The organism is Caulobacter sp. P1_B12_2 (assembly GCF_056406675.1).
On sequence record NZ_JBFTZS010000425.1, the window covers coordinates 1 to 4,006 of the forward strand.

Annotated in this window: 5 protein-coding genes; 4 read left to right on the top strand and 1 reads right to left on the bottom strand. The window is 67.6% G+C overall.

The window, feature by feature from the left end:
• Nucleotides 1–257, top strand: a 257-nt coding sequence (locus AC1DZ6_RS20670; protein WP_477099012.1) for an Rrf2 family transcriptional regulator, incomplete at its 5' end; no start/stop codon positions are given.
• An 83-nt stretch (nucleotides 258–340) separates the two neighbouring features.
• Here the strand turns inward: AC1DZ6_RS20670 and AC1DZ6_RS20675 are convergent.
• Nucleotides 341–772, bottom strand: a complete 432-nt coding sequence (locus tag AC1DZ6_RS20675; RefSeq protein ID WP_477099013.1) for a CBS domain-containing protein — start codon at nucleotides 770–772, stop codon at nucleotides 341–343.
• Nucleotides 773–1,010: 238 nt separating this feature from the next.
• Between AC1DZ6_RS20675 and hfaA the strand changes: the two genes are divergently transcribed.
• The 3 genes from hfaA to hfaD are packed head-to-tail and all read left to right on the top strand — an operon-like array spanning nucleotide 1,011 to nucleotide 3,673.
• Nucleotides 1,011–1,487: a holdfast anchoring protein HfaA gene (gene hfaA / locus AC1DZ6_RS20680; protein ID WP_477099014.1), complete on the top strand. Its 477-nt coding sequence runs from the start codon at nucleotides 1,011–1,013 to the stop codon at nucleotides 1,485–1,487.
• Nucleotides 1,477–2,490, top strand: coding sequence for a holdfast anchoring protein HfaB (hfaB, locus tag AC1DZ6_RS20685; RefSeq protein ID WP_477099015.1), 1,014 nt, complete (start codon nucleotides 1,477–1,479; stop codon nucleotides 2,488–2,490). The genes hfaA and hfaB overlap by 11 nt, the downstream gene beginning before the upstream one ends.
• The gene (gene hfaD / locus AC1DZ6_RS20690; RefSeq protein WP_477099016.1) at nucleotides 2,456–3,673 is read left to right on the top strand and encodes a holdfast anchor protein HfaD; all 1,218 of its coding nucleotides are present in this window, start codon (nucleotides 2,456–2,458) and stop codon (nucleotides 3,671–3,673) included. Before hfaB ends, hfaD begins: the two co-directional genes overlap by 35 nt.
• The last annotated feature ends 333 nt before the right edge of the window (nucleotides 3,674–4,006 follow it).

Consider the following 4,006-nt stretch of genomic DNA (forward strand, 5'->3'; position numbering starts at 1 on the left):
ATCTGGTGGGCCGCGAGCCGGCCCTGATCAGCTTCGCCGAGATCATCCGCCTGGTCGACGGCCCCCTGGCCCTGACCCCCTGCGTCAGCCGTACGGCCTTCCGCCGCTGCGAGGACTGTCGCGACCTGGCGACCTGCGCTTTGCGCGAAGCGCTGCTGCGGGCTCGCGACGCCACGGCGGCGGTGTTGGAAGGCTACAGCCTGGCCGACGCGGTCGCCGGTTCGGGCGCCGAACTGCTGGACGAACCGGCCCGCTGATCGACGCTCTATTTAGGCGCCATATATAGAGTGCATGAGCGGCCCGTCTTCGACCGCTCCGAAACACCGCCTGGAACGCCGCCTCAGCCGGCCGCGATATAGGCTTTCAGCCCATCGGCCTCGGCCTGGGTCTCGCTGATCTTGTACTTCACAAGGTCGCCGATCGAGATGATGCCGGCCAGGCGCTTGCCCTTGCAGACCGGCAGGTGGCGGATCCGGCGATCGGTCATCCGCTCGAGCAGGGCGTCGACCGTCTCTTCCGGCTGGGCGAAGACCACGTCGCGGGTCATGCAGGAGGAGATCGGCTTGGACAGGGCGGCCGCGCCCTCCTTGGCGATCACCCGCACGATGTCGCGTTCCGAGAGGATGCCGGCGATCGTCTCGTCTTCCTCGAGCACCACCATCGCGCCCACGCGCCGGGTGTGCAGCAGGGCCGCCGCCGCGCCCACCGTCTCGTTGGGCKAGGCGGTGAAGACGAGGTCGCCCTTGTCCTTCAGGATCTGAGAAACCAGCAAAGCTTAATCCTCCCTGATACTTATTTCACAGCAGGGTCTCGCAAAGCGGCCCCCTTATCAATGGGCAGGATGACCAACCGCCGCCCCGGCCCGCATATTGTCGCGCCCGTCAAAGCCTGACCCCCGCCGCCGGCGAACTTAACCAAATCGCGAGACCTTGGAGCGTAAACCAAACGCTGTCCGATTTTGGCACGGGGGTTGCTTGGCGTCGGACACGTCGGTGTTCACGAGGTTCCTGATGGCTGCGAGTGAGAAGAAACTGCCGGGCGCCGGACGCCTGCTGGCCATCAGCGCGGCTGTTCTGGCTCTGGCCATGGCCGCGACCGGCCTGGTGCTGTCCAGCCCGGCCCGGGCCCAGAGCCTCGACAGCAACTCCGCCGCGTTCAACGCCGGCTACGGCCGCACGGCGGGTTCCGAGAACCACGTGGTCCAGTACTCGACCCGCGACGCCAACGGCAATCGGGTCATCGTCGACGGCGTGATGCTGACCGGCGCGGACCAGAGCGTCTATTCGTCCAGCCATTCCTCGGGCTCGCTGGACAGCTATTCCGGTGTCGGCAGCCTGGGGGGCTACGGCAGCTCCAYGGCGATCGGCAACAATCTGACGGTCGTCACCCAGGGCAACAACAACACGGTGATCGTCAATTCCTCCCAGATCAACAATGGCGCCATCACGGCCGGAACGAACGTCGGGAAAACGGGCAATGGCCAGTAAGCGCCTCAACCTTCTGCTGGCGGGGGCTTGCGCCCTGCTCAGCGCCTGCGGCGGCGTCCCCAAGGTCATGACCAGCGGCAACTACGCCACGCCGATCGGCTCGGCCCCCGTGACCGCCAACCCGACCCCCTACACCGCCGGCCTGGTCTGCCTGGCTCAGTACGCCCGGACCAACCACGTGGTCGCGCCGCGCGTCGCCATCGGCCGCATCGCCGACTACACCGGCAAGGAAGAGTCCGACGGATCCGGCCGCAAGGTCACCCAGGGCGCCAGCTTGCTGGCCATGACCGCCTTCGCCAAGGCCGGCATGCCGATGGTCGAGCGCTTCGACACCTCGGTGTCGGAGTACGAGCTGAAATACGCCAACAACAAGCTGATCTCCGACAACCCCAAGCCGGGCGCCGACGCGCCCGCCGACTACCGCCGCATCCTGGCGGGCCAGGTGCCGGGGTCGGACTTCTACGTGGCCGGCGGCATCACCGAGCTGAACTACAACATCCGCTCGGTCGGGGCCGACGCCTATGTCGGCGACAAGGACACCGACGGCCTGAAGGGCAACTTCCGCCGCCGGGTGTTCGTGATGAACATCGCGCTGGACCTGCGGCTGATCAACACCCGCACGCTGGAGGTGGTCGACGTGATCTCCTACCAGAAGCAGGTGGTCGGCCGCGAAATCAGCGTCGGCGTCTTCGACTTCCTCAACGGCAACATCTTCGACATTTCGGCGGGCCGCGGCGCGCTGGAGCCGATGCAGCTGGCCGTGCGCTCGCTGATCGAGCGGGCGACCATCGAGATGAGCGCTAACCTCTATGGCATGCCGGGTCCGCAGAGCTGCCTGCAGTTCGATCCGTACGGCGCCAACACCGTGGGCGCGACCGGGGCTTTCGTCCCCGCCTACAACAATCTGGGAACCAACAATGCGCAGACCCGCGAAGACCCGTCTCGCTGGAACGATCGCAGCGATCCCAATGTGCGTGATGCTGGCAAGCGGGGTCGCTACTAGCCAGACCGTTCCGGGATCGACGCTTCAGGTCGATCCGGAGAACAACGGCGCCGTCACCGCGACGACCACGCTGAATGTCGAGACGGCGAGCGACGGCGTTACCGGCGCGGCGATCGCCAGCGGCACGGGCGTGAACGGCGGCTTCTACGGCGTCGACGGCGCGATGACGGCCAACCAGATCAACAACGGCGCGATCCTGGGCCACACGGTGGTCAACGCCGTGGTCCCGGGCGGCGGCCAGGCCTCGATGGGCGACTCCAGCAGCGTCACCAGCACGGCCGTGGGCAACAGCGGCACGGCCACCGCCGCCTATGGCACGCTGAGCGCCTTCATGGTGCAGACCAACTACGGCTCGGTCACCGCCCGCAGCCAGATCGAGGGCGAGACCGCCCAGGCCGGCGACGTGGTCGAAAGCACCCTGGCGGCCGGCAACAGCCAGGGCCTGCTGATGGTCAACGGCGCGATGGGCGCGCGCGTCAGCCAGAACAACCAGGCCGACGTGGCCGCCGACGGCGGCGCGGTGCTGCAGTACGTGGCCGGAACCGCGGTCGTGGCCGGCACCGCGGCGGGCAACAACATCGACCTGACCGGCGCCAACCAGTCGGCCGCCCGGGTGATCACCGACCAGAACAACGGCGCCGACAATGTCACCGCCACCAAGTTCGCCGCCTATGGCAACAGCTATCTGACCACCACCGGCGCGACCGCCTCGGGCAACAACCTGAACGCGGCCAACGACGGCACCCTGCTGGACGTGACCAGCAACCAGTACAACACCGCCTATGTGCGGGCCCAGGCCGAGGAAACCTCGTACCAATTCGGCGGCGCCCAGGCCACGGCCTACGGCGTGGGCAACTCGGTCATGGCCAGCAACGCCAACGGCCCCGGCCTGGTGCTCGACAACGTCCAGGTCAATGACGGCGGCGGCGTCGAGGTGATCGCCAGCTTCGAGGGCAATTCCGGCTACGACGCCGGGGCCAGCGCCACGGCGATCGGCAACGCGGTCAGCGGCTATGTCTGCAATCAGTGCGGGGGCAACATGACGGCCACCAACACCCAGGCCAACAATGTCGACATCAGCGCCCGCTCGACGGTGACCGTCGGCTCGGGCCGCTCGGTGGTCGGCATCTCCACCGCCACCGGCAACAACGCCAGCTTCGCGGTGACCAGCCCGGGGTACTAGGACCGCCCCGGCGCGTCCGCCCGGCTTTCCACAAGCTCGCGCCATGGCGTGTCTCCTCTTTGCCGTGCGGCGAACACTTGCCCCCTACGGACCGCTTCGCGGTCGTCTTCCCCCAAAGGGGGAAGAGGAGTCGTACGCGCGTCCTCCGCCCCCTCTGGGGGCGGACAGGCGGCGTAGCCGCCAGGTGGGGGCAAGTGAGTGTGATCCCACGCCAATCTGGCTGTGAGTGGGTGAGGAGGCGCGGAGCGGTCCGGGCCGAGCCCGGATGACCGTGGGTTTGAATGTGCGTTTCGGCTTGGCTCGACCGCTCCGCGAAACCGTTCTTCTCAAGGG

Coding starts and splice junctions, on each gene's coding strand:
- hfaB (WP_477099015.1), top strand. CDS start 1,477: ATGGCCAGTAAGCGCCTCAACCTTCTGCTGGCGGGGGCTTGCGCCCTG.
- hfaD (WP_477099016.1), top strand. CDS start 2,456: ATGTGCGTGATGCTGGCAAGCGGGGTCGCTACTAGCCAGACCGTTCCG.